This is a genomic window from Agromyces tardus, from assembly GCF_003710805.1.
Taxonomy (GTDB): domain Bacteria; phylum Actinomycetota; class Actinomycetes; order Actinomycetales; family Microbacteriaceae; genus Agromyces; species Agromyces tardus.
In genome coordinates this window covers 18,937-44,531 of the sequence record NZ_RHHB01000023.1, presented here as the reverse complement: position 1 = coordinate 44,531, position 25,595 = coordinate 18,937, and the positions used below count along the sequence as shown (strand labels likewise).

Here is a 25,595-nt window from a genome sequence, read left to right as displayed (position 1 = left end):
CGCACCTCGCGCGCGCCGCCACGGCGCTCCGACGCGGCGACGTGCAGGGCGCAGCGGCCGCGGTGCCGGCGGTGCTCGGCGCCGGGGCGGCCACCGCCGCCACGATGCTGATGCCCCAGCAGGGCGCCACCGCGGCGACCACCGTGCTCCCCGCGGGCGGGGCGATCGTCGAGACCGAGGAAGAGGCGGTCGAGGAGAAGAAGCGCAGCCCGTGGACGTGGCCGCTGATCGTGCTCATCGCGATCCTCGCGATCGTGCTCATCGGCACGATCATCGCGCTCGCACTCAACTCCGGCGGCGACAAGCCGGCGGCCAGCACGACGAAGCCGCCGGCCTCGTCGACCGCGGCGCCGCCCTCGTCGAGCACGCCTCCGCCGCCGCCCACGAGCGAGGCGCCCGAAACGGTGCAGATCGACCGCGCCGCCTACATCGGCATGAACGTCGACGACGCGCGCGCCGCGATCGAGGCCCTCGGCCTGCCCGTGAGCACCCAGGAGGGCGCGGCCGCGACCACGCCCGACCAGGCGAACACGGTGTCCGACGTGAACCCGAGCGGTCCTGTGGCGCCCGGCACCACCATCACGCTCACCTACCTCGCCGAACCGGTCTCCCCCGATGCACCCGGCGCCGCGCCGACCGTGAACCCCGCGGTCGCTCCGGCCGGCAGCCTCGTCAATGTGAGCTGGCCGGCCGCGTCGTGCCCGGCGGGCCAGACGCTCAGCGGGTACGAGGTCGCCGTCACCGGCGACGCGACCCCGCCGAGCCCGGTGGGCGCGAACACGACCAACGTGAACGTGCAGGCCGGCACCCAATCGTTCGAGGTCACCTACCGCTACTTCTGCGGCCAGCTCGACTCGCCGTTCTCGCCTGCGGCGCCGGTCACGATCGCACCGTAGGCCGACCCGACACCGAATCCCATCGACAGCAGGCAGACCGAGGACGGAGGCACCGTGGAGGATGACGGACGCATGCTCGCGGGACGCTACCGCGTGGGCGCCCTCATCGGGCGCGGTGGCATGGCCGACGTGCATGTCGGGACCGACACCCGCCTCGGTCGCCGGGTCGCGATCAAGCTGCTGAAGCCGCAGCTCGCGACCGACCCCGCGTTCCGCATGCGGTTCCGCCAGGAGGCGCAGTCCGCCGCCCGCATGGCGCATCCGACGATCGTGCGGGTGTTCGATGCCGGCGAGGAGACGGTGATCGACCCCTCCGGCCACGAGGTGCAGCTGCCGTTCATCGTGATGGAGTTCGTCGAGGGCCGGCTCCTCAAGGACATCATCCACGAGGGCCCGCTCGACCCGGCCGCGGCCGTGCGCGTGATCGACGGGGTGCTCACCGCGCTCGAGTACTCGCATCGCGCCGGAGTCGTGCACCGCGACATCAAGCCCGGGAACATCATGATCACCACCACCGGCCAGGTGAAGGTCATGGACTTCGGGATCGCCCGCGCCGTCTCCGACTCGGCGACGACCGTCGCGCAGACCACCGCGATCCTCGGCACCGCCTCGTACTTCTCGCCCGAGCAGGCGAAGGGCGAGACCGTCGACGCGCGCACCGACCTCTACTCCACGGGCGTGGTGCTCTTCGAGATGCTCACCGGGCGGCCGCCGTTCCGCGGCGACACGCCCGTCGCGGTGGCGTACCAGCACGTCAGCGAGCGGCCCGTGAAGCCGAGCGTCATCAATCCCAAGGTCTCCCCTGCGCTCGACGCGGTCGTCATGCACGCACTGGCGAAGGATCGCGACGTGCGGTACCAGACGGCGGCCGAGTTCCGTGCCGACGTCGACACCGCGGCATCCGGTCGTGTTCCGGTGCACGAGAAGCCCGACGAGACCGCGCTCCTCTTCGGCGCGCCCACCGGGTCGCTCTCCTCGTCGGAGCTCGCACTGCGGCAGCTCACCGAGGACGACACGATGGCGCGCACGCAGCGGCGTCCGCCGGCCGTCTGGATCTGGTCGGGCATCATCGGCGTGGTCGTGATCGTCGTCGCCGTCATGTACTGGGCGTTCAACCTGCAGCCTGCCGACGAGATCCCGTCGAACGCCCGCGAGGTTCCCACGCTCACGGGCCTCACGTGGGAGGAGGCCGCCGACAAGCTCCAGTCGCTCACGCTCCCGGCGACGAAGCTCGAGGAGACGAGCGACACGGTGCCGGCCGGACAGGTGATCCGCTCCGAGCCCGCCGCGGGCGAGATCGTCGACACGGGCACGCCGGTGAACGTCTACGTCTCGAGCGGACGCGCCGCAGTCCAGGTTCCCGAGCTGAAGAACAAGCTCATCGACCAGGCGAAGGCCGATCTCCAAGCGGCAGGCCTCACGCCCGGCAGTGAGACGCGCCAGAACTCGCCGACCGCGGCTGCCGGCACCGTGCTGTCCACCTCGCCGGCCGGCGGCGAGTTCGTCGAGGCCGGCACCACCGTGAACTTCACGATCTCGAGCGGCAACGTGACGCTTCCCGACCTGATCGGACAATCCCTGGCCGCGGCATCCTCGTACCTGACCGCCGACAACCTGCAGCTCGTGGCGACGCCCGTGCCCGATCCGAGCTGCAAGTCGGAGCCGGGCTCGCCCATCACGAAGCAGTCGCTCGCCCCCGGCGACGTGCCGCAGCGATCCGAGGTCGAACTCACCTACTGCGCCGGCTGATCCGCTCGGCGGCGCAGGATCGCCGGCGGCATCGAGCGGGGCGCGCACCGGGTGTCCGCCCGCGGGCGTCAGTCAGTTCGAGCGCACCAACGGGTTGAGCGACAGCGCCCGATGCTTCGCCTCGGGAAGGCCGGCGGTCGCGAGCCAGTTGCCGAGCATGCGATACCCGCCCTCGGTGAGCACCGACTCCGGATGGAACTGCACGCCGTAGATGGGTGCGCTCACGTGGCGGAGGCCCATGATGACCCCGCCCTGGGTGCGGCTCGTCACGATGAGGTCGTCGGGCACGGTGCCGTCGACGACCGCGAGGGAGTGGTAGCGGGTCGCGGTGAAGGGTTGCGGCACGCCGTCGTAGAACTCGCTGTCGTCGTGGGTGATGCGCGACGTCTTGCCGTGCATGAGCTCCTCGGCGTTGGTGACCGTGGCTCCGAACGCCTCGGCGATGGCCTGGTGCCCGAGGCAGACCCCGAGCAGTGGCTGGCCGGTCGCCAGCGCCGCCTCGACGACGGGGATCGACACTCCCGCATCCGCCGGCTTGCCGGGCCCCGGTGAGATGAGCACCCCGTCGTACTCGGCGATGCGGGCGGGCACGTCGGCGACCGCGATGTCGTCGTTGCGCACGACCTCGGTCTCGGCGCCGAGCTCCTGCAGGTAGCCGTTCAGCGTGTAGACGAAGCTGTCGTAGTTGTCGATGACGAGGATCCGGGTCATTGCTCCACCGTGACGTCTCTGGGGGTGATGATGCCGTCGACCCAGGGGAAGACCCAGGTGAACAGCGCGTACACGACGCCGGCGGCGATCGCGATCAGGATGATGACGCGGACCCACACCGGACCGGGGAGGATGCGCCAGAGGGCTCCGTACATGCTCACGCCCCCCACGTCGCGACCTGCGCCGCGATCTCGGCCGGCGGACCCGCGGAGGCGGGCTGCCAGGACTCGAGCACGCCGTAGGCGATGATGCGCTCGGCGGTCGAGTAGAGCGGGTTGCAGCTGGTGAGCGTGATGATGCGGTCCGTCGGAGTCAGGTCGGGGTGGTGCGGCACCGGCGCGAGCACTCCGACGGCATCGGGCGTGACGTACTCGAGGTCGCGGAACCGGTAGGTGTACCACCCGTCGCGCGTCTGGATGTAGATGGCGTCGTCGAGCTGCAGTTGCTCGATCTCGTGCATGCCGCCGCCGTAGGCGCTGCGGTGCGAGGCGATCGCGAAGTTGCCGATCTCGCCGGGCATCTGCGTGCCCGGATAGTGCCCCACGCCGGTGTCGTAGCTGTTGAGCACGTCGAATCCCGTGCCTTCGGCGATTCCGCGCTGCGATCCCTCGCCGAACCGCGGCACGTACATGATCGCGAACGCCTCTCCGTTCGCGTGGTCGCTCGTGTCGACGAGCGGGTCGCCGTAGTCCCCGGTCGCGGGCGCCGCCGCGTCGCCGTGCGTCGCGCGATCCTCCTCGGCCCATTGCGCCGAGAGTCCGGATGCCGCGTCGGACTGCTGCGCGGCCATGATCGCGTCGTTCCACCAGAGCTGCCAGCCGAGGAAGAGCAGGATCAGCGCTCCGGCGGTGAGCAGGAGCTCGCCGAGCACGCCGACCACGCTGACGCGCCGCCGCGCCGCAGGCGCGGACTGGTGCGCGAGCGTCGTCGCGTCGGGATCCGGCTCGGGCATACGGGAGATTCTATTCGGCCCGGATCGGGGGGCGCTCGGGAAGGGGCCCGCGTCGATTAGAATCACCCGCATGGCACGTACGAATTCCTCGAAGCCCGCGCGCGCGGAGCAGCCGAGCGGCGAAGAAGCGCCGAACCCAGTCTGGTTCAAGCCCGTCATGTTCGGCTTCATGCTGCTCGGGCTCGCGTGGATCATCGTGTTCTACGTGAGCCAGGGCGCGTACCCGGTCGCGGCGCTCGGCTCGTGGAACATCCTCATCGGCTTCGGCATCGCATTCGTCGGCTTCCTCATGACCACTCGCTGGCGCTGACCGGCTGATTCGAACCCAGGGCGGATGCTGCGGCATCCGCCCTTCGTCGTGTCCGGGATGCTTCTCCCCAGTTTTCTCCACATTCTCCACAGGCTGTGGAGAGACGGTTCTCGCGTGTTTCCGGGCGACTGCCGGAATCACAGCCGTGTAACTCTCCCCAACTGTGGACGGTGTTGTGGATAACTCCGGGCCGCCGGTCTAGAAGGCGGGGAGATAGAAGTAGCGCAGGCTGAGCACGACGAGCACGAGCACGAGGGCGACGAGCAATCCGATCTGCAACGCCTTCTGCTCGCGCTTGCGCGTCTCGACGAAGATGAGACCGACGAGCGCGCCGCCGACCAGCCCGCCGAGGTGCGCCTGCCAGGCGATGTTGAAGCCCGGCACGAAGCCGATCACGAGGTTGATGCCGACGAGCACGAACAGCTGCGTCGCGTTGCCGCCGAGTCGACGCTGGATGACGAGGAAGGCGCCCATGAGGCCGAAGATCGCGCCCGATGCGCCGACGACGCCCGTGAGCGGATTGCCCAGCCAGAGCACGCCCACCGACCCCGCGAAGCCCGAGATCAGGTAGAGGGTCAGGAAACGCCCCCGCCCGAGCAGCCCTTCGAGCAGTTGCCCGAAGATCCACAGCGTGTACATGTTGAGCAGCACATGGAACAGCAGGGTGGTCGAGTGCACGAACACGGAGGTGAGCATGCGCCAGGGCTCGAAGTTGCCGGGCGTGGAGTAGAGCCCCGCGTACAACAACCGGTCGGTGAGGGCCAGGCCCGGGATCAACTGCAGCACGAAGATCGCGAGAGTGATGCCGATGAGGGAATACGTCACCACCGGGGCGCCGCGACCCGCGGCCGAGCGCACGCGCGTGAGCACGGCCGGCTTGGTGCGAGGCGCGGTGGCGCGCTGCTGCGCCATGCACTCCGGGCAGATCACGCCGACCGGCGCCGGCGTCTGGCATTCACCGCAGATGGTGCGACCACACCGCTGGCACAGCACGAAGCTCTGCCGATCGGGATGCCGATAGCAGAAGTTCGAGCGCTCCGGCGTCTGGTCGGTCACCGACGCAGGCTCAGAGCTGTTCGATCGTCACGTGCTCGAGCACGACGTCGTCGAGCGGGCGGTCGCGACCGTCGGTGGGCACGGAGGCGAGCTTCTCGACGACCGCCTGGCTCGCGGCATCCGTCACCTTGCCGAAGATGGTGTGCTTGCCCTGCAGCCACGTGGTGGGACCGACGGTGATGAAGAACTGCGAGCCGTTCGTGCCGCGGCCGCCCTGCGTGCCCGCGTTGGCCATCGCGAGCACGTACGGCTCGGTGAAGTCGAGCTCGGGGTTGATCTCGTCGTCGAAGCGATAGCCGGGGCCGCCGACACCCTGGCCGAGCGGGTCGCCGCCCTGGATCATGAAGCCGGGGATGATGCGGTGGAAGACGACGCCGTCGTAGAGCGGCGCGTTGGACTTCTCGCCGGTGGCCGGGTGCGTCCACTCGATCTCGCCGGTCGCGAGCCCGACGAAGTTCTTGACGGTCTTGGGCGCGTGGTGCCCGTAGAGGTCGACCTTGATGTCGCCGTGGTTGGTCGTGAGGGTGGCGATCGCGGTGGGATTCGGCATGTCGTCCATTCTCGCATGGTCGGATTCGCCGATCGGCATGGAAACCCGGCACTCCCACCTCGCTTCCAGCCGGTTCGGTGGCAAGATGGAGTGGTTCGCTGCACAACGATGGAGGTCGAGATGAGCCTGTCACGCAAGCGCCGGAAGGAACTCAAGCGGCTGCGCAGTAGTGCGGAGGAACTGTGGGGGAACCAGCAGAACGTGCTCGAGCACGCGAACGCCGTCGCACGTGAGGCCAGCCGGCAACTCGGTTACCTCACTCGCGAGGAGGTCGTTCCGCGTGTGCGCACGGGCTACGAGAGCTACGTACGTCCCGGACTCACGCAGGCGCGCAACGTCGCGCGTGGTGCCGGCGACTCGGTGGAGCGCGGACTGGGCACTGCGCTCGGGTCCGTGCTGTCGATCGGCGACATCGCCAACGACGCCCGCGTCCGTCGCGCGCTCGAGCGCGTGACGCCTCGCTCCGTCGTGGTCGAGAAGAAGGGCCCCGGCGTGGGCACCTATCTCGCCATCGGGGCCGGCATCATCGCCGCGGCGGGTGTCGCCTACGCGGTCTGGCAGACGTTCCGCGCCGACGACGAGCTGTGGGTCGCCGACGACGAGCCCACGCCGGCCGAACCGGCGTCGCCGTCGATCTGACCCCCGGAGTTCCGACGCTCCCGAAAGCCCCGCCTGCACCAGCAGGCGGGGCTTTCGATGTGTCCGCGTGCTCACCGAGAGCTGGATTCGCATGTTTTCGGCGAGAACACTTGCGGCGCTGCACGGGATGCCGCTATCGTCGTCACTCGGCCAGAGATTCTGAGCTGTGAGAGGAGGGATACCCGATGTTCATCACGCCGCACATTCACGTTGCCGCCCACACCGGAGGAACCCTCCGCGTGTACACGGCCTGCTAGCACCGGTGTTTCGGCGCGCCTGATTCGCGCGCTCCGCACGCCCTGTCGCCCCTGACCGCTTCGACGCCTTCCGTCGTCCGCGCTGTCGCTCCCCGGTCCTCGAGACGATCGTCCGACTGACCGGGTCTCCCACCCAGCACGCATTCGCCGTCGCGCGAGTCCGGGTCGAGCCACCTGCGTTCGTCCGGTCGCGCGCGCCTGCATCCGAGGCGGCACGTGCCGTCGACCCGGCGTGAGGCGATCGCCCACGCCGTCACCACACCGATACCGATGAAGGAATCACCGTGAATACCACCTCACTCACCGCAAGCCGATCCGGTTCGGATCAAGCTGCCGTCGTGCGCGATGGCGCGCGCCGCGTACGCGAACGCGCGTCCGTGCGGCTCGGCCTGGCGCTCGTCGCCTGGGGTCGCCGTGCCGACGCGCGACGCACTCGCGAGGCGCTCGCGCTCCGTCGCTCCAACGAGCTCGCAGCCGACCGACTGCGCGAGGGCAACTTCGCATCCATCGTGCTCCGCACCGGTCCGTCGTTCTGACGGCCGTGATCGACATGGAGCGGCCGATCGCAACGGCCCCGTCTGCTGGTCAGACGGGGCCGTCTGCGTCTGCGGCCGGTGCGATGCCGTCGGCCGGCTCGGCCTCGTTGAGCCGCAGCGCGATGTCGAGCAGGCTCACGCGCTTGAGCCGCGAGACCTCGTCGAGGGTGAACCATCGCGCCTCGTCGCTCGAACCGCCGACCTCGTTCCGCAATGAGCCGCCGATGACGCTCGCCCGGTACACCACGCGCATCGCGTACAGCGGCGCGGCTCCGGAGTGCCGCTTCGCGGCAGGGACGACCATCGTGTCGATGCCGAGCAGCCGGTCGATGGATGCCTCGTAGCCCGTCTCCTCGAGGATCTCGCGCCTGGCCGCGGCCGCCGGGTGCTCCGCGCCCTCGATGCCGCCACCGGGCAACGTCCATCCGGACCGTCCGTGCTCGTTCCAGTGGGACAGCAGGATCCGGCCGTCTCGGATGATGACCCCGTACGCGGCGATGCGGATGTCCATCCCGCAACTGTACGTCGTGCGCGACGCCCGCGTCGGGCCGGCGCCCCGCCCCGATGCAGGCGGTGGGACACGCCGGCGCGGTGCGACCTCCGGCAGTGGGCAGCTGCCGAGCAGACGAGCGACGACGAACGCTGCGGTTCGACGGGCGCGGAGGGAAACTGTGGAGCCTAGGAGATTCGAACTCCTGACATCCTGCTTGCAAAGCAGGCGCTCTACCAACTGAGCTAAGGCCCCGGGCGGATGCCGTGGCATCCAGGTGTGGAGTTGTTCGGAGTGGGGATACGAGGACTTGAACCTCGGACCTCTTCGTTATCAGCGAAGCGCTCTAACCGCCTGAGCTATATCCCCGAATTTCGGCCGAACAAGAGACTACCCGACGCTGCGGGAATCTCCGAATCGGGCCGAGATCGGCCTCAGTTGTTGGTGAAGCCCACCAGGATGCCGCCGGTGATCTTGACGCTGAGGTTGTACAGCACGGCGATGATCGCGCCGAGCGCCGTCGTGACGACGAGGTTCAGCAGCGACGCGACGACGGCGAACCCCATGACGTTGCCGAGCGAGAGGATCGACGAGAGGTCGCCGCTCGAGCCCGCGACATCCCGAACCAGGTTGTTGACCTGGTCGAAGATGCCGGTGGAGTTCAGGACCGTGTAGATCAGCAGTGTCGCGACGATGTTGATGACCGCGAGGCAGACCGCGACGAGGAACGACAGCTTCACTGCCGACCAGAAGTCGATGTAGACGAGCCGGAGGCGCACCTGCTTGGCAGGGGGCTTTCGGTTCGACTTGCGGGCCAGCTTCTCGGCGACGCTACTCATGGACGGTTACTCCTCTCCCGCGGGCTCGGCCGCTTCGGACTCTGCGGCCTCATCCACGAGATTCCGTTCGGAATTCTGCGCGATGGCGATGATGCGGTCGTCGTCCGCGAACTTCGCGAACACGACGCCCATCGTGTCCCTGCCCTTGGCGGGGACTTCGGCGACGTCAGAGCGTATCACCTTGCCGCTGGCAAGAACCACGAGGACCTCGTCGCCCGACGCGACGATGAGGGTGCCGGCGAGGTCGCCGCGCTCTTCGCTCAGCTTTGCCACCTTGATGCCCAGGCCGCCGCGCTGCTGCTTGCGGTAGTCCTCGACGCGCGTGCGCTTCGCGAAGCCGCCCTCGGTGACGACGAACACGTAGGTGTCGCTCGGGCTCGAGCCGTTCCCCTCGGCCTCGACCGCCGCGGCATCCGCGGAACCGGAGACGACGGATGCGGCGAGCAGTTCGTCGCCCGAACGGAACGACATGCCCTTCACGCCCGAGGTCGACCGGCCCATGGGGCGCAGCGCCTCGTCGGTCGCGGCGAACCGCAGCGACATGCCCTTCTTGGAGACGAGCAGGATCTCGTCGTGCTCGTCGGCGAGCATGGTCGAAACGAGCTCGTCGCCCTCGCGGAGGTTGATCGCGATGATGCCGCGCGAGCGGTTGGTGTCGTACGCGGTGAGCTCGGTCTTCTTGACGAGGCCGTCGCGCGTGGCGAGCACGAGGTACTGCGCCACTCCGTAGTCGCGGATGTCGAGGATCTCGGCGATCTGCTCGTCGGGCTGCATCTCGAGCAGGTTCGCGACGTGCTGGCCCTTGGCGTCGCGGCCCGCCTCCTGGATCTCGTAGGCCTTCGCGCGGTACACGCGCCCCTGGTTGGTGAAGAACAGGAGCCAATGGTGCGTCGTGGTCACGAAGAAGTGGTCGACCACGTCGTCGGCGCGCAGCTGCGCGCCCTTCACGCCCTTGCCGCCGCGGTGCTGCGAGCGGTAGTTGTCGCTGCGGGTGCGCTTGACGTAGCCGCCGCGCGTGACCGTGACCACCATCTCCTCTTCTGGGATCAGGTCTTCGACCGACATGTCGCCGTCGAAGCCCGGGAGGATGTGGGTGCGACGCTCATCGCCGTACTTGGCCACGATCTCGGCGAGCTCGTCGGAGATGATCGAACGCTGGCGCGCCGGGGTCGCGAGGATGTCGCGGTAGTCGGTGATGTCGGCCTCGAGCGCCTCGGCCTCGTCCATGATCTTCTGGCGTTCGAGGGCGGCCAGGCGTCGAAGCTGGAGCTCGAGGATCGCGCGGGCCTGCAGCTCGTCGATCTCGAGGAGCTGCATGAGCCCGTCGCGGGCCTCCTCGACCGTGGGCGAGCGCCGGATGAGGGCGATGACCTCGTCGAGCGCGTCGAGCGCCTTGAGGTAGGCGCGCAGGATGTGCATGCGCGCCTCGGCCTCGCGGAGGAGGAACTGGGTGCGGCGCACGATGACGTCGACCTGGTGGTCGACCCAGTGGGCGATGAAGCCGTCGATCGAGAGGGTGCGCGGCACGCCGTCGACGATCGCGAGCATGTTGGCGCCGAAGTTGTCCTGCAGCTGCGTGTGCTTGTACAGGTTGTTGAGCACGACCTTCGCCACCGCGTCGCGCTTCAGCACGATCACGAGGCGCTGGCCGGTGCGGCCCGAGGTCTCGTCGCGGATGTCGGCGATGCCGCCGATCTTCCCGTCTTTCACGAGGTCGGCGATCTTGATCGCCAGGTTGTCGGGGTTGACCTGGTACGGCAGCTCGGTGACGACGAGGCAGGTGCGGCCCTGCAGCTCCTCCACGTTCACGACGGCCCGCATGGTGATCGAGCCGCGACCGGTGCGGTAGGCGTCGTTGATGCCCTTGACGCCGAGGATCTGCGCGCCGGTCGGGAAGTCGGGACCCTTGATGCGGGTGAGCAGCGCCTCGAGCAGTTCCTCGCGCGAGGCCTCGGGGTGCTCGAGGTACCACTGCGCACCGGATGCCACCTCGCGGAGGTTGTGCGGCGGGATGTTCGTCGCCATGCCCACGGCGATGCCGACCGAGCCGTTCACGAGCAGGTTCGGGAAGCGCGCCGGCAGGATGGCGGGCTCCTGGGTGCGACCGTCGTAGTTGTCCTGGAAGTCGACGGTCTCCTTGTCGATGTCGCGCACCATCTCGAGCGCGAGCGGAGCCATCTTCGTCTCGGTGTACCGGGGTGCGGCCGCGCCGTCGTTGCCCGGCGAGCCGAAGTTGCCCTGGCCGAGGGCGAGCGGATACCGCAGGCTCCAGGGCTGCACGAGTCGCACGAGGGCGTCGTAGATCGCGGTGTCGCCGTGCGGGTGGAACTGCCCCATCACGTCGCCGACGACGCGGGCGCACTTCGAGAACGCCTTGTCGGGGCGGTAGCCGCCGTCGTACATCGCGTAGATCACGCGGCGGTGCACGGGCTTGAGTCCGTCGCGCACGTCGGGAAGCGCGCGGCCCACGATCACGCTCATCGCGTAGTCGAGGTAGGAGCGCTGCATCTCGAGCTGCAGGTCGACCTGGTCGATGCGACCGTGGATGCCGGGGTCCTCGCCCTCGGCTGCGCCGGGGTTCACAACGTCAGATGTCAAGGAAACGCACGTCCTTCGCGTTCTTCTGGATGAAGTTGCGGCGGCTTTCGACGTCTTCGCCCATGAGCGTGGAGAAGATCTCGTCGGCGGCGGCCGCGTCGTCCATGGTGACCTGCAGCAGCGTACGGGTCTCGGGGTTCATCGTGGTCTCCCAGAGTTCCTGGTAGCTCATCTCGCCGAGGCCCTTGTAGCGCTGGATGCCGTTGTCCTTCGGGATGCGCCAGCCCTTGGCCTGCCCGTCGACGAGCAGCGCGTCCCGCTCGCGGTCGGAGTAGACGAACTGGTGCTCGGCGTTCGACCACTTGAGACGGTAGAGCGGCGGCTGCGCGAGGTAGACGTAGCCGAGCTCGATGAGCGGCCGCATGTAGCGGAAGAGCAGGGTGAGCAGCAGCGTGGTGATGTGCTGGCCGTCGACGTCGGCGTCGGCCATGAGCACGATCTTGTGGTACCGGGCCTTCTCGGGGTTGAAGTCCTCGCCGATGCCGGCGCCGAACGCCGTGATCATCGCCTGCACCTCGTTGTTCGCGAGCGCCCGATCGAGGCGGGCCTTCTCGACGTTCAGGATCTTGCCGCGCAGCGGCAGGATCGCCTGCGTCTCGGGGTTGCGGCCCTGCACGGCGGAGCCGCCGGCCGAGTCGCCCTCGACGATGAAGATCTCGCTGGCCGAGGGGTCCTTCGAGGAGCAGTCCTTGAGCTTGCCGGGCATGCCGCCCGACTCGAGGAGCCCCTTGCGACGGGTCGCCTCGCGCGCCTTGCGGGCGGCGAGCCGGGCGTTGGCCGCTTGGATCGCCTTGCGGATGATGTCGCGCGCCTGCGACGGATTGCGTTCGAACCAGTCGCCGAGCTGGTCGCCCGTGACCTTCTGCACGAACGACTTCGCCTCGGTGTTGCCGAGCTTCGTCTTGGTCTGGCCCTCGAACTGCGGCTCGGAGAGCTTGACCGAGATGACGGCGGTGAGTCCCTCGCGCACGTCGTCGCCGGAGAGGTTGTCGTCCTTCTCCTTGATGATGCCCTTCTCGCGCGCGTAGCGGTTGACGAGCGTCGTCAGCGCAGCGCGGAAGCCCTCTTCGTGGGTGCCGCCCTCGTGGGTGTTGATCGTGTTGGCATAGGTGTGCACGGACTCGGTGTAGGCCGTCGTCCACTGCATCGCGACCTCGAGCGCGATCCGGCGATCGGTGTCCTCGGATTCGAAGGAGATGATCTCCTCGTTGACGAGGTCGGACTTCTTCGAGCGGTTGAGGTACTCGACGTAGTCGACGAGGCCCCGCTCGTAGAGGTAGGTGTCGGTGCGCGGGGCGGATGCCTCGCCGGTCTCGGCGGTCTCGGCCGTGTCGTCGGGGTCGATCTCGACGTGGCCGCTGCGCAGGTCGGTGAGGGTGATGCGCAGTCCCTTGTTGAGGAACGCGTACTGCTGGAACCGGGTGCGGAGGGTCTCGTAGTCGAACTCGACGGTCTCGAAGATGTCGGGGCTGGGCCAGAAGGTGATGGTGGTGCCGGTCTGGTCGCTCGCGCCGCCCTTCGCGAGCGGTGCGTCGGGAACGCCCACCGTGTACGACTGCGTGTAGACGGCGCCCTGCCGTCGCACCTCGACATCGAGGCGCGACGAGAGGGCGTTGACCACCGACGAGCCGACGCCATGCAGGCCGCCCGACACGGCGTACCCGCCGCCGCCGAATTTGCCGCCGGCGTGCAGCACGGTGAGCACGACCTCGACCGTGGAGCGCCCCTCTGCCTTGTGGATGTCGACCGGGATGCCGCGGCCGTTGTCGGCGACGCGGACGCCGCCGTCGGCGAGGATGGTGACGTCGATCGTGTCGCAGTAACCGGCGAGGGCCTCGTCGACCGAGTTGTCGACGATCTCGTACACGAGGTGATGCAGGCCTCTGGGCCCGGTCGAGCCGATGTACATGCCCGGCCGCTTGCGAACCGCTTCGAGGCCCTCGAGTACCTGGATCTCATCAGCGCCGTATTCGGGCTGCTGCTGGGCCTTCGTGGGTTCGGCTGTCATGTGTGAATCGGGCTCCTGACCGTCATTCTGGCGACCCTTCATCCTATCAAGTCCAGGGCTCGCCGCAGGCCGGAAGCGCCGATCTGGGGCGTTCGGACGGCACGAGTGACCGATTTTGCCTTGTCAGCCGTAGGTATCGCGTGGACCGCGCCCTGGGACCGATCTGGGACCCTTTTTCCAGGTGGGGGCGTCGGGCCCTTGGAAGCGGATCGTCTCGACCCCCGCCCCGGGGTACCGCTCGAGGATCGCGGAGAGGAGGTCGACGCGCATGAGCCGCAGTTGCGTCGCCCACGCCGTGGACTCGCACCGGACCTGCAGCACACCGCCCTCGACGGCGATGGGCTCCGAGTGCCGGGCGGTCTCCTCGCCGGCGATCTCGCCCCAGGATGCGAGGAGCTCGTGCTGTGAGAGCGGCCCGCTCCAGCCGAGCTGCGAGGTGAGCGCGTCGATCGTCGCGCCGAGCGGCTTCGGATCGCGGCCCGGCGTGAACGGCTCGCTCCCGGATGTCTCGCGCACGCGAGTACGGCTCCGTCCGGGTCGCTGGCGGGGCTCGCCGCCAAAGATCTCACGGAAGTGCTGGTAGGTGCGTGCGGCCTCAGACATCGGATGCCTCCGGCACGGCCGGTGACGGAACCGGCGCATCCACGATGCGCCCCGCCTCGATGTGCACGACCCGCGCCGCGAGCGGCGCCGGCACGTCTTCGAGCACGGCGGCGGTGACCAGTACCTGCTCGAACCCGCCGATCGCGGCGGCGAGCCGCTCCCGCCGAAGGCGGTCGAGTTCGGCGAACACGTCGTCGAGCACGAGCACCGGATCGCCCGTCGTCGAGTCGCGGCGCAGCAGCTCGGCCGAGGCGAGCCGCAGCGCGAGCGCGAACGACCACGACTCGCCGTGGCTCGCGTAGCCCTTGGCAGGCAGTCCGTTGAGCAGCAGCAGCACGTCGTCGCGGTGGGGGCCTGCGAGGGTCACGCCGCGCTCGAGCTCCTTTCGCCGCAGCGTGCGGAGTGCCTCGGTGAAGCGCGTCGCGGTGTCTCCGGCGGATGCCGCGGCATCCGTGCCTGCGCCGGCTGCGTCGCCGCCCGTGGTGTCGCCATCGTCGGGGTCGGCCCCGTCGATCGAGAGCACGGCACGCAGTTCGGGTGCGTGGTCGTCGTCGACGATCGAGCGATAGGCGGCGGCGAGCGGCTCGGCCAGGTCGGCGATGAGCGCGAGCCGGCGATCGATGAGCTCGGTGCCGAGCGCGACGAGCCGCTCGTCCCAGATGTCGAGCGTGGTGAGCTGCGCGGCCGCGAGTCCGCGGGCGCGGGCGCTCTTCAGAAGCGAGTTGCGCTGGCGGAGCACGCGGTCGTAGTCGGCCATGACACCGGAGAGGCGCGGGCTCTGCTGCACGAGCAGCTCGTCGAGCAGTCGCCGACGCACCGAGGGCTCGCCGCGCACGATCGCGAGATCCTCCGGGGCGAAGAGCACGGAGTGCGCGTAGCGCGGAAGCTCCCTCGTCTTCGCGGGCGCGCGATTGAGCTGCGCGCGGTTCGCGCCCTGCCGGTTGAGCTGCAGTTCGATGAGGAGCTCGCGCCCCTCGTGCGAGAGCACGGCGCGGATGATGGCGGCATCCGCCCCGGCCCGGATCAGCGCCTGGTCACCGGACACCCGGTGGGAGCCGAGGGTGGCGAGGTAGCCGATCGACTCCACGAGGTTGGTCTTGCCCTGGCCGTTGCGCCCGACGAGCACCGTGGCGCCCGGCTCGAGCGCGAGCTCGGCCGTGCGGTAGTTGCGGTAATCGGTGAGCGAGAGCCGGGCGACGTGCACGGTGGGCTCCCTTCGACGAGGCACCACGCTACCGCGCGGCACCGACAGCCGGATGTCAGCGCAGGAGCAGGTTGGGCTGCAGCAGGTAGCGGTAGGTGTCGGCGCCCGCCTGCTCGCGCGAGGTCTGGCTGGTGATGAGCACGGGGCCCGGCTTGTTGGGGTTCTCCGTCTTCGTGAACGAGATACGCACGAACTCGGAGTGCACGGCGCCGAGGCCGTCGAGGAGGAACTGGGGCTTGAGCGACACGACCGTGTCGTCGCCCGTGAGTATGGCGTCGATCGACTCGGACGCCTGGGCCTGCTCGCTGCCGATCGCCTCGAGGGTCAGGCCGTCGGTCGTGAACGTGTAGCGCAGGGCGGCCTCGCGTTCGAGCACGAGCGCGACGCGGCGGGTGGCCTCGATGAGGTCGGCGGTGTTCATGACCGCGTAGTTGTCGACGCTCTCGGGGAACAGCCGGCGCACGGGCGGGAAGTTGCCCTTGATGAGCAGCGACGTGACGGTCTTGCGGTCGGCGCTGAACGCGATGAGCTCGCGATCGTCGCGGCTCGTGATCGCGACGGAGATCGTGCCCGAGTGGCCGAAGGTCTTGCCGACCTCCTGCAGCGTGCGCGCCGGGACGAGCGCGGTGACGGCGGTGTCGGATGCTTCGCCGGCGGCGACGCTGCCGCCGTCCCAGTCGATCTCGCGTACGGCCACCCGGTAGCGGTCGGTGGCGACGAGGCTCAGGCTGTTCTGGCGCACCTCGAGCTGCACGCCCGTGATGACCGGGGTGACATCGTCGCGGGATGCGGCGACCGCGACCTGCGCGACCGCCGACGCGAACTCCTCGGCGGGCACGACACCCGACTGCTCGCCCATCTCCGGGATCGCGGGATACTCCTCGACCGGCATCGACAGCAGGGTGAAGCTCGCGGAACCGCAGGCGACGGTGATGCGCGAGCCGTCGGTCGCGACGGTGACCGGGGCGTTCGGAAGCCGGCCGGCGATCTCGGCGAGCAGGCGACCCGAGACGAGCACGGTTCCCGGCTCCTCGACGTCGGCCTGGATCTCGGTCTGCGACGACACCTCGTAGTCGAACGAGGAGAGCACGAGGCCGTCGCCGTTCGCCTGGATGAGCACGCCCGAGAGGATCGGCAGCGTCGTTCGCTGCGGCAGCAGCTTGACGGCGAACGAGACAGCCTCGCTGAAGACATCGCGATTGACCTGGAACTTCACGGTTCTCCCGTCGTGGAGGTGCTTGATCGCTCCCATGCTATCCGCAGCGTCGTTCCGGACGCGGGGAGAAACGGGGCGAGCTGGGGACTCGGCGACTCGATCCACCACGAGGTTGTGGGGTGCCCACCCTTAACCCTCTATCTCTTAACGGTGTTAACCGGTGTGGAAACTGTGGATGGTGTTCGGTGATCCGCGGAACGACGGGCGAAGCGGCCCCTCGGAGCTGTGCACAGTGTGTGGACATCGAGCCGTCGACCTCGACCGGCGTCCGGTGCCGTCCGGCGGTTGTGCACAGGCGGCTTCCCCGTCTCAACAGTGGTGGCGCGGTTGCTCGTTAACAATCCACAGGTTCTCCACAACTGTGGGGAAGCCCTCGAACGGGGTGCAAACGGGCGCCGTGCGGCCGCCTGAGGGCGCTGCGGATGCCTCGTGGCGCGCGGTCGCGATGGGACCCGTCCGCTGCGCGGCATCCGCTCATTCGACGATGCAGCGTCTCAGCGGTAGCGCGAGACCTGCTTGATGCGGGCGGTGAGTTCGGTCACCTGGTTGTAGATGGAGCGCCGTTCCTTCATGAGCTCGGAGATCTTCTTGTTCGCGTACATCACCGTCGTGTGGTCGCGGTTGCCGAAGAGCTGCCCGATCTTGGGGAGCGAGAGGCTCGTGAGCTCGCGGCAGAGGTACATCGCGATCTGCCGCGCGGTCGCGACCGCCTGCGACCGGCTCGAGCCGTAGAGGTCGTCGACCGTGAGCTTGAAGTAGTCGGCGGTGGCCGTGATGATGTCGACCGGCGCCACGACGTTGTCGGTGTCGTCGGTGATGAGGTCCTTCAGGACCGTCTGCACGAGCGGCATGTCGACGGGCGTGCGGTTGAGGCTCGCGAACGCGGTCACGCGGATGAGCGTGCCCTCGAGCTCGCGGATGTTGCTCGAGACCTTGGAGGCCATGTACTCGAGGATGTCGTCGGGCACCTGGAGGCGTTCGCTCTGCGCCTTCTTGCGCAGGATCGCGATGCGGGTCTCGAGGTCGGGCGCCTGCACGTCGGTGATGAGGCCCCACTCGAAGCGGCTGCGCATCCGGTCCTCGAAGCCCGTGAGGTGCTTCGGCGGCACGTCGCTCGTGATCACGACCTGCTTGTTGTGGTCGTGCAGCGTGTTGAAGGTGTGGAAGAACGCTTCCTGCGTCTCCGCCTTGCCCTGCAGGAACTGGATGTCGTCGATCAGGAGGATGTCGATGTTGCGGTAGCGCTGCTGGAAGAGCGATCCGCGGTTGTTCGCGATCGAGTTGATGAAGTCGTTCGTGAACTCCTCGGAGCTCACGTAGCGCACGCGGATGCCCGGGTACAGGCTCATCGCGTAGTGGCCGATCGCGTGCAGGAGGTGCGTCTTGCCCAGCCCCGAGTCGCCGTAGATGAAGAGCGGGTTGTAGGCCTTCGCCGGCGCCTCGGCCACGGCGACCGCGGCCGCGTGCGCGAAGCGGTTGGACTGGCCGATGACGAAGCTGTCGAACCCGTACTTCGGGTTGAGGCGGGAGTCGCGCGGCCGGTCGGGATTGTTGTTCTCGAACACCGACTGGGGCGAGGCCGGGAGCTCGACCGAATCGGCCAGGGGGTCGGGCATGCCACCGAGGGCACCGGGGCCCATGCCGCCCATGCCGACGCCGGCCGGCCCGGCCGGTACGCCGAGTCCGGCCTGGGGTTCGGCCGGGCGCGACTCCTCGAGTTCGGGATTGACGACCACGTAGAAGGAGGTGACGGGTGACGGGGCATCGATGACGCTCATCGCCGAGAGCAGGGAGACCCGCATCCGCTGGTTGAGCATGCTCGCCGTGAAGTCGTTGGGCACTTCGAGGTAGAAGGTGCCGGCCGCGATGCCCTTGGGCTCGACGAGGTTGAGGAAGCCCTGCAGCATCGGCGTGATCGCCTCGTCGCCCGACAACCGGTCGAGAACCGTCGCCCACGTATCGGAAATGGGCTGTTCTGTCATGGCTCCCCGCATTCTTGATGCATGTTCGTCTCCCGCTCGTCGATCCCCCGATCGATGGGTCGAGCGGTGCGAGGCGATTCTTCACAACGTTATCCACGCCTGTGGGGAGAATCCGGGAGTTGCCCGGGATTCCGCGCGACAGGCTGGGGATAACTGGTGTCACACGCTAGCGAATCCCGGTGGCTGCGACAAATGCCCGTCGGGTGATCGACAGACCCGGGCGTGTCGTTCCCGGCTCGAAGCTGGGGATCGGTGCAGAATGTGGGGTTACGACTGTGCCCGGTTTGACCGCAGCCCCGCCAGGCCCTAGTTTTAATCAGTTGACCCCAGCCCTTTCGGGCACCCAGTTTTCCCGCCGGACGCACTGTCGACGCTGCCGCGCGAGGAGATCCGAAGCCGGAGTAGAAGAATGAGCAAGCGTACCTTCCAGCCCAACAACCGTCGTCGCGCCAAGAAGCACGGCTTCCGCCTGCGGATGCGCACCCGTGCGGGCCGCGCCATCCTCTCGGCCCGCCGCGCCAAGGGCCGCACCGAACTCTCCGCGTAGTTCGTCGGTGCTCGCCAAAGCCAACCGCATCACGAGCGCCGACGACTATCGGGTCATCGTGCGCCGTGGTGCCAAGGTTGCCGGTGCCCACACCGTGAGCTATCTGCGCTCTCGGGAGTCGGGCACCGACGCACGCTTCGGCTTCATCGTCTCCAAGAAGGTCGGTTCGGCCGTGCGACGCAATCTCGTTCGTCGGCGGCTCAAGGCCGCCTGTCGTGAACTCGTCGACGACGGCACTGCCGGCGTCGACGTCGTCGTACGCGCGCTGCCGTCGGCGTCCGGAGCGGACTTCGGCGCGCTGCGTGCCGACGTCGTCTCCGCCGTCACGTCACGGCGGTTCCGCACCGCTGCGGTGACGAGCCATCCGAAAGATTCGTGACGTGCGCGACCTCGCCTGGTTCCTGCTGCTGATCCCCCGCAACCTCGGGGTACTGCTCATCCGGGCCTATCGCGCCGTGATCTCGCCGCTGTACGGCGACGTCTGCCGGTACTACCCGTCGTGCTCGGCATATGGCCTCGGCTCCGTGCAGCAGCGGGGCCTCATCGTCGGGTCGCTGCTCACGGGCTGGCGGATCCTGCGATGCAACCCCTGGTCAGCGGGTGGCATCGACGATGTGCGGGCCGCCGAGCATGACCGCTACCGCGTGACGCGCTTCGGCTGGGTCGTTCCGGCCGGGTGGTCGGCGCCCGCGGCCGGCGGTGCGGATGCCGCCGCCGCCCTGCACGCAGCAGATCTGCACGATCACGCGAACCACTCACACACCCGCTCGCCGCGAGCCGAGGCATCCGCCCCGCACGACGTGAGCCGCACACTCTCCCCCACCGTGTCCCGGAAGGACTGATCCGACCCAATGGATATCATCAGCATCATCCTCTGGCCCATCAAGTGGGCTATCGAGCTGATCCTCGTGGCGTTCCACTCCATGTGGGACGCCTTCGGGTTGGACCCCAACGCGGGCATCACGTGGGTGCTCTCCATCGTCGGCCTTGTGATCGTGGTGCGGGCCGCTCTCATCCCGATCTTCGTGCGCCAGATCAAGAGCCAGCGCCGCATGCTCGAGGTCGCGCCGCAGCTCAAGAAGATCCAGGACAAGTACAAGGGCAAGAAGGACCAGTTCTCGCGCGAGGCGATGTCGCGCGAGACCATGGAGCTCTACAAGCGCACCGGCACCAACCCTCTCTCCTCGTGCCTCCCCCTCCTGCTGCAGATGCCGATCTTCTTCGGCCTGTTCTCGGTGCTCAACGACGCCCAGCACGACAAGGCCGGCGTCGGAGCGATGACGCAGGAGCTGGCGAACTCCTTCGCGAACTCCGAGTTCCTCGGGGCACCGCTGAAGTCGACGTTCATCGGCGAGTGGAACCTCATGATCGCCGGGCAGCCCTACAGCGTGTCGACGCTCTGGATCGCGCTCACGATGATCGTCCTGATGACCGCCTCGCAATTCATCACGCAGCTGCAGATCGTCTCGAAGAACATGTCGCCCGAGACCAAGGCGAGCCCGATGTTCCGGCAGCAGCGCATCCTCCTCTACCTGCTCCCCCTCGTCTTCGCGTTCTCCGGCGTCGCCTTCCCGCTCGGCGTGATGTTCTACTGGCTCACCTCGAACTTCTGGACCATGGGGCAGCAGTTCGTCGTCATCCGCAACATGCCGACCCCCGGCAGTGAGGCCGCGAAGGCCCGCGAGGCCCGACTCGCCAAGAAGGGCAAGCTCGTCAACGAGGAGCAACAGGAGCCCGAAGACGACGCCGCGCCGAAGAAGCCGACCACGACCCAGCGCCAGCAGCCCACGGGCAAGAACCGCGCGAAGAAGCAGAACCGGAAGTAGACACCCATGACCGACGTGCAGCACGAGACCGCCGACCGCACCCTCGCCCAGCTCGAGGAAGAAGGCGACATCGCCGCGGACTACATCGAGGAGCTCCTCGACATCTGCGACCTCGATGGCGACATCGACATCGACGCCCGGAACGGTCGGGCGTACATCTCGGTCAACGCGGCGGACAGCTCGAGCCTCTCGCTCCTCTCCCGCGCCGAGACGGTGAGCGCGCTCCAGGAGCTCACCCGCCTCGCGGTGCAGACCAAGACCGGCGCGTTCTCGCGGCTCATCCTCGACATCGGCGGTTCCCGCGACGCCCGCCGCGACGAGCTCGGCCGCCTCGTGTCGCGTGCCGCTGAGCGCATCGAGGCCGGCGCAGCCGAAGCCGCCCTGCCCCCGATGTCGTCGTACGAGCGCAAGCTGGTGCACGACCTCGTGGCGGAGCAGGGCTTGCACTCGGAGTCCCGCGGCGAGGGTGCCGAGCGTCACACCGTCATCACCCGCGGTCACTGACCGTTCCACGTGAAACATCGATGATCGACGCACTGGAACCCGAGCCGGAGGTCGCCGCCACCGTGTTCGGCGAGCACCTCGATGGCGTCCGCGCGTTCACGGAGGCGCTTGCGCGACACGGCGAGGAACTCGGACTCATCGGCCCCCTCGAGTTGCCGCGGCTGTGGACGCGCCACATCATCAACAGCGGGCTCGTCGCGCCGCTGTTGCGCCCGGGTCGCGTCGGTGATGTCGGGTCGGGCGCCGGCCTGCCCGGTCTCGTGCTCGCGATCAGTCGGCCGGATGTCTCGTTCACGCTCATCGAGCCGATGGAGCGCCGTGTCGCGTGGCTCGAGCGACAGGTCGCCGAACTGGGTCTTTCGAACGTCGAGGTCGTGCGGGCGCGTGCCGAGGAGACGAAGCTCAAGGGGCGACTCGACCAGGTCACTGCGCGCGCGGTGAGCGCGCTGCGCACCCTGATCCCGATCACCGCTCCCCTGGTCCGACCCGGTGGCGAGCTCGTGCTCATGAAGGGCGCCGGCGTCGATGGTGAGATCACCGCCGCCGAGAAGGTGATCCGCAAGTTCCGCCTCTACGATGTCGAGGTCATCGTGCTCGGGGAGGGTGTCGCCACGGAGGTCACTCGCGTCTTCCGGGCCACCGTGGGTACTTCGGCCTGAGGGTCGTCGTCGCGTCCGCGCCCACTGTTTCACCGACCACGGTTGCCGAGACGGCGATGTGTCGGAACCGCGTCACCTGCTCGGCACCTTCGCTCAGCCACCCGCGACACGTCCGACGAGCGTCTGACCGATCCCTTCGGATGGCGCGAGCGGTCCGAACGCCCGCACGTGTTCGCCTCGGCTGCCTCCCTTCTCGCCGCCGACCGGAGTGGTTGGCCGTGCACCCGTGACCTGCGCGGCAAGGTCCTTTCCCCTGCGCTGGGCGCTGAGTCACGCCTGGCTGCGACCAGGTAGACCGGATCTGTCGGGTGACGTGTCGCTGGGCGCTCGTCGTGAGCGCGTCTGTTTCGGCGGCGAGGCGCAGCCGTGCTCTGGCGCGGCCAACGAGGGCTCGTGCAGGCCGCACCCCACATCGAGCGGCGATGAGGCAGCGACATCCCCGTGGCCATACCGTCTCGTCGGCGCGATGGGCCGCGCAGCTACTCCCCCGGCGACTCCCGGCTGCTCAGCACGGCCACAACCCGAGAGGTGGGTTCGTCGCAGTCCTTTCCCGCTTCGAATGCGCGTCATCTCCATGCGCCGCCGCCGGGGTCGGATCGACTGTCCGGCGGTCGTCGGCAGGATCCCGTCCCGCGCCGCCGCCGACGTCGGCAGGCTCGGCGATCCTGACGGAGGGCCCACAGGTCGACGTCTCAGTCACCCCGCCTGGTCTCAGCCACCCCGCCTGTACCCATGGTGAGCCTACGGATCGCCGTTTCACGTGAAACATCTGATGGTCCGGCCCACCTTGCTCCTCGCGGCCACGACTGGTCTCCGGCGAGGCGCGGGCGATGCTGGACCGTTCCTGACGCTGCCGGCGCGCAATCCGGCTCCGGAGTCGGAAGTTGGCGTGCGATCCGACCAAGCCAGGTCGGCCCGACGCGCTGAGGGGGCTGAAGACGCTGTGACCGGTCGCTCGAATGGGAGCTGTTCGTTCCACGCCTTCGGAGGTTTGGTGGGAGCGCGCGTCACATGTTTCACGTGAAACATGTGCGCCAATGCCATATGTGGCGGTGCCTGCTGCAATTGCGTCCCGCGCAAGCAGGCGGAGACCGCCTGGCCCGCGTCCGTCGGTCTCAACCGGGTGGCATCGAGGTCGACCCGACGGTCGACGGATGTCGCAGCCTCGTTCGCGCGCGAGGCCGTCTCCGCCCCGGACGTGACGGCGGCGACCGGAGTTGTCGCTCAGCCGTTCCGCGCTGCGGTCCGCGTCTTCCGTGACACGGTCCCCCAGGGTCGAGGGCTCGCCGTGTCACGACGACAGGCTGCTCCGCGGAAAGTCGGCGCAGTCGGACCGGCTGACCGTTGTGGGAAGTGGATCCTTGAGCGCTCGAGCTCGGCCGCGGCGGGCATCCCTCGGAGGAGCTTCCGAGCGCGCCGGCTCAACGGAGCGCACCGCCCGACGACGTGCTTCCGGCAGTCACAGTGGACCACCCCCGAGGAGCCGTCGATCTGGAGGGCGTCCGACGGAACTCTTCGGCCCGCTGAGTGCGTTCTCGACCGTGACGTGGACACCGCGCCCGCAGCGGAGTGGTCGCGAGAACCCGCGTGCGGCGTGGAGCTCAGACCTGCGGGTACGACATGGTGATGCGGAGAGATCGGGTGTGCGGCGAACCGGCGAGGCGCGCACCGGCCAAGCTCCCCCAGGCGCATCGGGCGATTCGCCCGCCGAGCGGCGGACACGGTCACCGGGAGCGCGCGCAGGGCGGGATCCTCATACGGCGGCGGCCGGTCGATCGCCCGCGTTCAGTACGCGGGCTGGGCAAAGCTCAGCCCACGCGCGCCGACGGCGATGTGCGCTCGGCATGGGCGTCGCGGGCCGCGCCGAGCAGCATGGTGATCTGGATGCGCGCCGGACGCGTCGCCGAGACGCGATGCCGCTCGCCGGCGTCAGGAAGGTGGACGAATCCAGGGGCTTGTATCGCATAGACGGAGCCGCCGACCTCGAAGTCCACGGCCCCGTCGAGGACCTGGACGATGATCGGCGCGGGCGCCGAGTGCTCAGTGAGCTCCGCGCCGGGACCGAACGCGATCTCCACCACGCGCAGCGCAGCGGTGCTGAGCACGGTCTGCGATGCGACGCGGGAATCGTCGGGAATCGGTCCATCCGTCGGCGTCGCCACGACCAGAGCGGGCAGCTCCTCCATGTCCAGACCCCTTCTCTTCTGAGCGATGTCCCGCTCCACCGTGGCGGTCATCGGATTCGACAGCCCGCACGGTGTCACTGAACCACACGCGCCGGCCCACCGCCACGTACTGCTCAGGCGGTCCGCGTGCTCGTGGCGGCAGGAAGATGGCCCGCTCGGACCGTGCGCAGCATGCGCGTGGGAGAGGTGCCTCTCCGTTGGCACCACGGGGCACCACGAGCTCGCGCCCGCCGCGCTGGAGATGGCGGCGTACCGCGGGACGCCGGTCGGGGCACGCCGCGTTGCAGTGAGAGACGGGTTTGGCTACGCAGACGCAGCGAGGTGCCACGCTCCCGCACCAAGCGGCGGCAAAACTTCGACCGTTTCACGTGAAACGTCGCGTTTCCGGCATCCGGAGGACGATTCGGCCAATGGTCGTCGTTCCACCGTGCACCATCGGAGGCGGCCGTTAGGCTGGGAGATCGGAAGTCCGTCAGGCCTACAGCCCGATGGTACGCAGGAGATGGGCGGGAGTACTCGGATGGCGCAAGGCGGGGGGCGTGGCTGGTTCCGGAGGCGCACGAAGACCTCGCCGGAGCCGGAGGCAGCGACCATCGAGCAACGGTCACCGGGAATCCAGGTGGGTCCCTCGCCGGTTGACGTCACGTCCGGCACCGACCAGCTCGACGAGCTCTTCGGTGAAGCGCAGTGGAGCCCCGAGGCTCGTCGAACACGTGGCTCCGAGAGCCTCACCGACGAGATCCAGGCCGACGTCGTCCCTGGGGACTCGCATCAATCCGCGTCCCTTTCCGCACCGAGCTTCACGCCGCCCACCGCCGGGTTCCCCGCACCTGAGCCCGCCACGCAGTCATCGCCTCCGGTCGTCCGCGATTCCGACGCGCCGCCGTCCCCCGATCGCGTGCAGGCCGCCGACTCCCGGCTCCAGGTCGAGCAGGCGCCGAGTACCCTTCCGCCGGAGGTGGCGTGGACTCCCACCGTCGTCGCACCGCAGAAGGGGCTGAGTGTCCCAGCGGGAGACGACACACTGCAGGAGTCCACACCGGTCGCCGAGCCATCCGCGATTCCGGAAGCCCCGAACGTGTCGGAGCAGTTCCCGCCCGCCGCGGCGCTGCCCGCCCCCGACATCTCGGCTGCACACCACGATGGACTCGAGGGCTCCGCTGATGCCGCCGCGCCTGCGTCCGTCGCGCACGACGCCCGGTTCGACTGGGATGCTGCGACCGCTGCAGCATTGAGCGGGGATCCCCTCGATGCGCGCGACACGATGGCGCCGAGCG

The 25,595-nt window shown here is 68.7% G+C and carries 25 protein-coding genes and 2 tRNA genes; 11 read left to right on the top strand and 16 right to left on the bottom strand.

Annotated elements, in window-relative coordinates; genetic code table 11:
• Both EDM22_RS11935 and pknB read left to right on the top strand, forming a co-directional pair.
• Nucleotides 1-896 (top strand): PASTA domain-containing protein (locus tag EDM22_RS11935; RefSeq protein ID WP_122937272.1); only part of this gene is annotated, 896 nt, incomplete at its 5' end.
• Between the two features lie 72 nt (nucleotides 897-968).
• The gene (gene pknB / locus EDM22_RS11930; protein WP_122937271.1) at nucleotides 969-2,645 is read left to right on the top strand and encodes a Stk1 family PASTA domain-containing Ser/Thr kinase; all 1,677 of its coding nucleotides are present in this window, start codon (nucleotides 969-971) and stop codon (nucleotides 2,643-2,645) included.
• Nucleotides 2,646-2,717: 72 nt separating this feature from the next.
• Here pknB and EDM22_RS11925 read toward each other — a convergent pair whose 3' ends face one another.
• Genes EDM22_RS11925 through EDM22_RS11920 form a run of 3 tightly spaced genes read right to left on the bottom strand, consistent with a single transcriptional unit; the run spans nucleotide 2,718 to nucleotide 4,308 of the window.
• The gene (locus EDM22_RS11925; protein ID WP_122937270.1) at nucleotides 2,718-3,356 is read right to left on the bottom strand and encodes an anthranilate synthase component II; all 639 of its coding nucleotides are present in this window, start codon (nucleotides 3,354-3,356) and stop codon (nucleotides 2,718-2,720) included.
• Nucleotides 3,353-3,517: a hypothetical protein gene (locus tag EDM22_RS19580; RefSeq protein ID WP_170964108.1), complete on the bottom strand. Its 165-nt coding sequence runs from the start codon at nucleotides 3,515-3,517 to the stop codon at nucleotides 3,353-3,355. The genes EDM22_RS11925 and EDM22_RS19580 overlap by 4 nt, the downstream gene beginning before the upstream one ends.
• Nucleotides 3,514-4,308, bottom strand: a complete 795-nt coding sequence (locus EDM22_RS11920) for a class E sortase (RefSeq protein WP_122937269.1) — start codon at nucleotides 4,306-4,308, stop codon at nucleotides 3,514-3,516. The genes EDM22_RS19580 and EDM22_RS11920 overlap by 4 nt, the downstream gene beginning before the upstream one ends.
• Nucleotides 4,309-4,378: 70 nt before the next feature.
• On the opposite strand from EDM22_RS11920, the gene EDM22_RS11915 reads away from it, so the two are divergent.
• Nucleotides 4,379-4,618 (top strand): cell division protein CrgA, encoded by a 240-nt coding sequence (locus tag EDM22_RS11915; RefSeq protein WP_122937268.1) that lies wholly within the window; start codon nucleotides 4,379-4,381, stop codon nucleotides 4,616-4,618.
• Between the two features lie 198 nt (nucleotides 4,619-4,816).
• Here the strand turns inward: EDM22_RS11915 and EDM22_RS11910 are convergent, their stop codons facing one another.
• Nucleotides 4,817-5,674, bottom strand: a complete 858-nt coding sequence (locus EDM22_RS11910; protein WP_122937267.1) for a rhomboid family intramembrane serine protease — start codon at nucleotides 5,672-5,674, stop codon at nucleotides 4,817-4,819.
• A gap of 10 nt (nucleotides 5,675-5,684) precedes the next feature.
• Nucleotides 5,685-6,224, bottom strand: coding sequence for a peptidylprolyl isomerase (locus tag EDM22_RS11905; RefSeq protein ID WP_122937279.1), 540 nt, complete (start codon nucleotides 6,222-6,224; stop codon nucleotides 5,685-5,687).
• A gap of 120 nt (nucleotides 6,225-6,344) precedes the next feature.
• Between EDM22_RS11905 and EDM22_RS11900 the strand changes: the two genes are divergently transcribed.
• Both EDM22_RS11900 and EDM22_RS11895 read left to right on the top strand, forming a co-directional pair.
• Nucleotides 6,345-6,863 (top strand): hypothetical protein, encoded by a 519-nt coding sequence (locus EDM22_RS11900; RefSeq protein ID WP_122937278.1) that lies wholly within the window; start codon nucleotides 6,345-6,347, stop codon nucleotides 6,861-6,863.
• A 595-nt stretch (nucleotides 6,864-7,458) separates the two neighbouring features.
• Nucleotides 7,459-7,656 (top strand): hypothetical protein, encoded by a 198-nt coding sequence (locus EDM22_RS11895; protein ID WP_122937266.1) that lies wholly within the window; start codon nucleotides 7,459-7,461, stop codon nucleotides 7,654-7,656.
• Nucleotides 7,657-7,705: 49 nt separating this feature from the next.
• On the opposite strand, the gene EDM22_RS11890 is transcribed toward EDM22_RS11895, so the two are convergent.
• From EDM22_RS11890 to dnaA, 10 genes are all read right to left on the bottom strand, one after another.
• A complete protein-coding gene (locus tag EDM22_RS11890; RefSeq protein ID WP_122937265.1) occupies nucleotides 7,706-8,167 on the bottom strand; it encodes an NUDIX hydrolase in 462 nt (153 codons plus the stop codon).
• A gap of 161 nt (nucleotides 8,168-8,328) precedes the next feature.
• Nucleotides 8,329-8,401, bottom strand: a tRNA-Ala gene (locus EDM22_RS11885).
• A 40-nt stretch (nucleotides 8,402-8,441) separates the two neighbouring features.
• A tRNA-Ile gene (locus tag EDM22_RS11880) sits at nucleotides 8,442-8,515 on the bottom strand.
• 65 nt (nucleotides 8,516-8,580) lie between these two features.
• A complete protein-coding gene (locus EDM22_RS11875; protein WP_122937264.1) occupies nucleotides 8,581-8,985 on the bottom strand; it encodes a DUF3566 domain-containing protein in 405 nt (134 codons plus the stop codon).
• A 6-nt stretch (nucleotides 8,986-8,991) separates the two neighbouring features.
• Entirely contained in the window at nucleotides 8,992-11,583 is a 2,592-nt protein-coding gene (gene gyrA, locus EDM22_RS11870; protein WP_122937263.1) for a DNA gyrase subunit A, read from the bottom strand.
• Nucleotides 11,573-13,591, bottom strand: coding sequence for a DNA topoisomerase (ATP-hydrolyzing) subunit B (gene gyrB, locus EDM22_RS11865; RefSeq protein WP_122937262.1), 2,019 nt, complete (start codon nucleotides 13,589-13,591; stop codon nucleotides 11,573-11,575). Before gyrB ends, gyrA begins: the two co-directional genes overlap by 11 nt.
• 123 nt (nucleotides 13,592-13,714) lie before the next feature.
• Nucleotides 13,715-14,107, bottom strand: a complete 393-nt coding sequence (locus EDM22_RS11860; protein ID WP_245989340.1) for a DciA family protein — start codon at nucleotides 14,105-14,107, stop codon at nucleotides 13,715-13,717.
• A gap of 79 nt (nucleotides 14,108-14,186) precedes the next feature.
• Nucleotides 14,187-15,398 (bottom strand): DNA replication/repair protein RecF, encoded by a 1,212-nt coding sequence (recF, locus tag EDM22_RS11855; RefSeq protein ID WP_122937260.1) that lies wholly within the window; start codon nucleotides 15,396-15,398, stop codon nucleotides 14,187-14,189.
• A 55-nt stretch (nucleotides 15,399-15,453) separates the two neighbouring features.
• The gene (gene dnaN / locus EDM22_RS11850; RefSeq protein ID WP_122937277.1) at nucleotides 15,454-16,614 is read right to left on the bottom strand and encodes a DNA polymerase III subunit beta; all 1,161 of its coding nucleotides are present in this window, start codon (nucleotides 16,612-16,614) and stop codon (nucleotides 15,454-15,456) included.
• A gap of 494 nt (nucleotides 16,615-17,108) precedes the next feature.
• Entirely contained in the window at nucleotides 17,109-18,521 is a 1,413-nt protein-coding gene (gene dnaA / locus EDM22_RS11845; RefSeq protein WP_376917964.1) for a chromosomal replication initiator protein DnaA, read from the bottom strand.
• Between the two features lie 484 nt (nucleotides 18,522-19,005).
• Here dnaA and rpmH point away from each other — a divergent pair, with 484 nt between their 5' ends.
• From rpmH to rsmG, 6 genes are read left to right on the top strand one after another with little or no spacing between them, the layout of a single operon-like run.
• Nucleotides 19,006-19,143 carry a 50S ribosomal protein L34 gene (gene rpmH, locus EDM22_RS11840; RefSeq protein ID WP_022889115.1) on the top strand — a complete coding sequence of 46 codons (138 nt, stop codon included), beginning with the start codon at nucleotides 19,006-19,008 and terminating at the stop codon, nucleotides 19,141-19,143.
• 7 nt (nucleotides 19,144-19,150) lie between these two features.
• Complete coding sequence (rnpA, locus tag EDM22_RS11835) at nucleotides 19,151-19,522, top strand: ribonuclease P protein component (RefSeq protein WP_122937258.1); 372 nt, start codon at nucleotides 19,151-19,153, stop codon at nucleotides 19,520-19,522.
• A 1-nt stretch (nucleotide 19,523) separates the two neighbouring features.
• Nucleotides 19,524-19,985, top strand: a complete 462-nt coding sequence (gene yidD / locus EDM22_RS11830; RefSeq protein ID WP_122937257.1) for a membrane protein insertion efficiency factor YidD — start codon at nucleotides 19,524-19,526, stop codon at nucleotides 19,983-19,985.
• A gap of 9 nt (nucleotides 19,986-19,994) precedes the next feature.
• Nucleotides 19,995-20,969 carry a membrane protein insertase YidC gene (yidC, locus tag EDM22_RS11825; RefSeq protein WP_122937256.1) on the top strand — a complete coding sequence of 325 codons (975 nt, stop codon included), beginning with the start codon at nucleotides 19,995-19,997 and terminating at the stop codon, nucleotides 20,967-20,969.
• Nucleotides 20,970-20,975: 6 nt separating this feature from the next.
• Complete coding sequence (locus tag EDM22_RS11820; protein WP_122937255.1) at nucleotides 20,976-21,473, top strand: Jag family protein; 498 nt, start codon at nucleotides 20,976-20,978, stop codon at nucleotides 21,471-21,473.
• A gap of 20 nt (nucleotides 21,474-21,493) precedes the next feature.
• Nucleotides 21,494-22,132: a 16S rRNA (guanine(527)-N(7))-methyltransferase RsmG gene (gene rsmG / locus EDM22_RS11815; protein WP_122937254.1), complete on the top strand. Its 639-nt coding sequence runs from the start codon at nucleotides 21,494-21,496 to the stop codon at nucleotides 22,130-22,132.
• Nucleotides 22,133-23,940: 1,808 nt separating this feature from the next.
• Here the strand turns inward: rsmG and EDM22_RS11810 are convergent.
• Nucleotides 23,941-24,369 carry a cupin domain-containing protein gene (locus EDM22_RS11810; protein WP_138708078.1) on the bottom strand — a complete coding sequence of 143 codons (429 nt, stop codon included), beginning with the start codon at nucleotides 24,367-24,369 and terminating at the stop codon, nucleotides 23,941-23,943.
• Nucleotides 24,370-25,595: the final 1,226 nt, after the last annotated feature.